Below are 2575 nucleotides of genomic sequence, written 5' to 3' on the forward strand. Positions count from 1 at the left end.
CGGCCTGGTCGACGAGCGGCTGGTGCTGGTGGTGCAGGGCGCCGAATCGGGCGAGGCGCTGGGCCGGGAGCTCAGTGCGTACCTGCAGAACGCGGGCTTCGCCGCCACGGTCGGGGTGGGCGGCAGCTATGCGCAGGCGAACGGGCTGCGCTGGAGCTACTTCGAGGCCAAGGAAGCGGTGGGCCGGGGCGAGCGGCTGAACGTGCCGCAGCGGCTGTCCCTGACCTCCCTGCTGCTGGCGTCGGAAGACGTGCCGCTGGCCGATCTTGCGGCCGAGGCACTCGACCCGCTGGCCGAGTTCGATGCGGCCCACGACGCGGCGCTGCTGCCCACGCTGCAGGCCTATCTGGAGCTCAACGGCTCGGTGGCGGCCGTGGCCGAGGAGCTGGGCCTGCACCGGAACTCCGTGCGCTACCGGCTGTCCCAGATCGTGGAGCTGACCGGTTACGATCCCGCCCTCACCGCGGACCGGGTGCACCTGTGGCTTGCCCTGACGGTGCGGCGGCTGGGTTCGGTGTCCCGGACGAAGGGCTAGCCGGCCGGTCCCTTGCCAATACCCGGTGCAGACACAAGGCTGGGGGCATGGGACACGAGACGCACGAAAGCCGGACGGTTACCTGGCTGGGAAGCGACGATCCGCAGCGCGCCGACACGGCGACCCTGAACCTGGAACCGGAGCGTCTGAGCGCCCACGGCGCCTCCCGCACCGCGGCCTACGCCGCCAGCTGGTCCCTCACGACCACCGGCAACTGGTTCACCGAAAGCCTCACGGTGTCCGTCCACGGGCGGGGCTGGAGCCGGCATCTGGTGCTGGACCGCGCGCCCGACGGCACGTGGGGCGCCGCGACCAGGGTGTCCGGGGACAGCGACCTGCCGGAACCGGGGATCGCCGATCCGGACTCCCTGGTCGGGGCGGTGGACTGCGACCTGGGTTTGTGCCCGGCCACCAACACGATGCCGATCCTGCGGCTGGGCCTGGTGCACGACGCCGAGGCCGCCGCGGAACTGACGGTCGCGTGGGTGGAGATGCCGAGCCTGCGCGTGCTCGGCCAACAGCAGATCTACAGCGGCTCCCGCGCCTACGACGACCGCACGGGCACCGCCGCGGTCACCTACACCTCCGGGGACTTCAGCGCCGAGATCGTGGTGGATTCGGACGGCATCGTCATCGACTACCCCGGCCTGGCCACCCGCCGCCGCGACTGACGACGGGCCGTCCGAGGGCACCGGCGGGCCGTGTGTGCCGCCGTCGCCGTCCAGCGCAGCCGGTGCCGCCGCATAGGATGGGACCAAGCCCTCCAATCAACCGTTCCAGGGAGAAACCATGCCCGAAATGTTCGTGGACAAATTCCGTGCCCTCGTGCCCAAGTACCTGGACCGGAAGTGGACCGAGGACGACGGCCTCTCCTACGACGAACTCGAAGGGCTGCTGGGCGCCCACAAGTTCCAGGTCCCGCAGGCGCTGGTGGAGTTCTACCACGCGCTCGGGGGCTGCGAAGACCTGATGGAGGCGCACGACTTCTTCTTCGACCCGGACGAACTGGAGATCGAAGGCGGCTACCTGCTGTTCCTGGACGAGATGGACGAAGAAGCGAACTGGGGTTTCAAGACCGAACACCTGGATGTGCCGGACCCCATCGTCTGGATCCGCACGAACGGCCCGAAGCCGCAGTGGCAGAGCGAGGAGGCGACCTTCAGCGAGTTCGTCTTCGAGATGTTTGAGTGGGTCTTCGGCGACGACGACGAAGAGGAAGACTGAGCCACCGGCCGGTTCAGCGGCTCTCGGCCGCCAGGGCGACGCCGAAACCGACCAGCACGATGCCCGTGATCCGGTCGATGGAACGCGTCACGGCCGGAGTGCGCAGCCACTTCCGGGCCGCATGCGTGCCCCAGATGATGGCCGAGAAGAACACCAACCCCTCCAGGTTGTGCACCAGGGCCAGCAGAATGCCCATCAGCGCCGGGGAGACGCCCGGCGGGATGAACTGCGGGATCATCGCCACATAGAAGACGCCGACCTTCGGGTTTAACAGGTTCGTCCCGACGCCGGTGAGCCACGCCCTGACGTACGACGCCGGAGCGGCCGGGGCGCCGGGGTCTGCGAGGCGCGTGGCAGGTTTTCGGAACGACCTCCACAGCATCCGGGTGCCCAGCCAGGCCATGTAAGCGGCGCCGGCCACCTTCAGCACCGTGAACGCCGTTTCCGAGGCGGCCAACAGGGCCGACGCCCCGACCGCGGCCGCGATGCCCCAGGCCAAGGCTCCGGTGTTGATGCCCAACGCCGTCGCGTACGCCCTGCCCCGGCCTTGGCTGACGACTGAGCGCAGCACCAAAGCGGTATCCATCCCGGGAACCAGCGTCAGCAGGCCGGCCACCAGGGCGAAGGACAACAGTGCTTGTTCTACGGTCACCCGTTAGTCCCCGAAGGACGGCGCCGGCAGGGTTGGCATGGTCACGGTGGGCCCGTCGGTCAGACCTCGCGGTCCACGACGGCCTCGGCGAAGGCCGTCAGCGCGGCCTTGACCGTGCTCTCGGGCAGCGGGGCAAGGGAGGCCTTGGCGGCGTCGGCCCATTC

Annotated in this window: 4 protein-coding genes; 3 read left to right on the forward strand and 1 reads right to left on the reverse strand. The window is 69.4% G+C overall.

Going from position 1 to position 2575, the window contains the following annotated elements:
* The 3 genes from AC5RUJ_RS14350 to AC5RUJ_RS14360 all read left to right on the forward strand — a co-directional run.
* On the forward strand, positions 1–535 hold a 535-nt coding region (locus tag AC5RUJ_RS14350), incomplete at its 5' end, for a PucR family transcriptional regulator (protein WP_494156055.1).
* 47 nt (positions 536–582) lie between these two features.
* Positions 583–1206, forward strand: a complete 624-nt coding sequence (locus AC5RUJ_RS14355) for a putative glycolipid-binding domain-containing protein (RefSeq protein WP_494128787.1) — start codon at positions 583–585, stop codon at positions 1204–1206.
* Between the two features lie 118 nt (positions 1207–1324).
* The gene (locus AC5RUJ_RS14360; protein WP_494000587.1) at positions 1325–1759 is read left to right on the forward strand and encodes a hypothetical protein; all 435 of its coding nucleotides are present in this window, start codon (positions 1325–1327) and stop codon (positions 1757–1759) included.
* A 13-nt stretch (positions 1760–1772) separates the two neighbouring features.
* Here AC5RUJ_RS14360 and AC5RUJ_RS14365 read toward each other — a convergent pair whose 3' ends face one another.
* Positions 1773–2411, reverse strand: a complete 639-nt coding sequence (locus AC5RUJ_RS14365; protein ID WP_494128788.1) for a LysE family translocator — start codon at positions 2409–2411, stop codon at positions 1773–1775.
* Between the last annotated feature and the right edge of the window lie 164 nt (positions 2412–2575).

Source organism: Arthrobacter sp. Y3223164 (genome assembly GCF_059091005.1).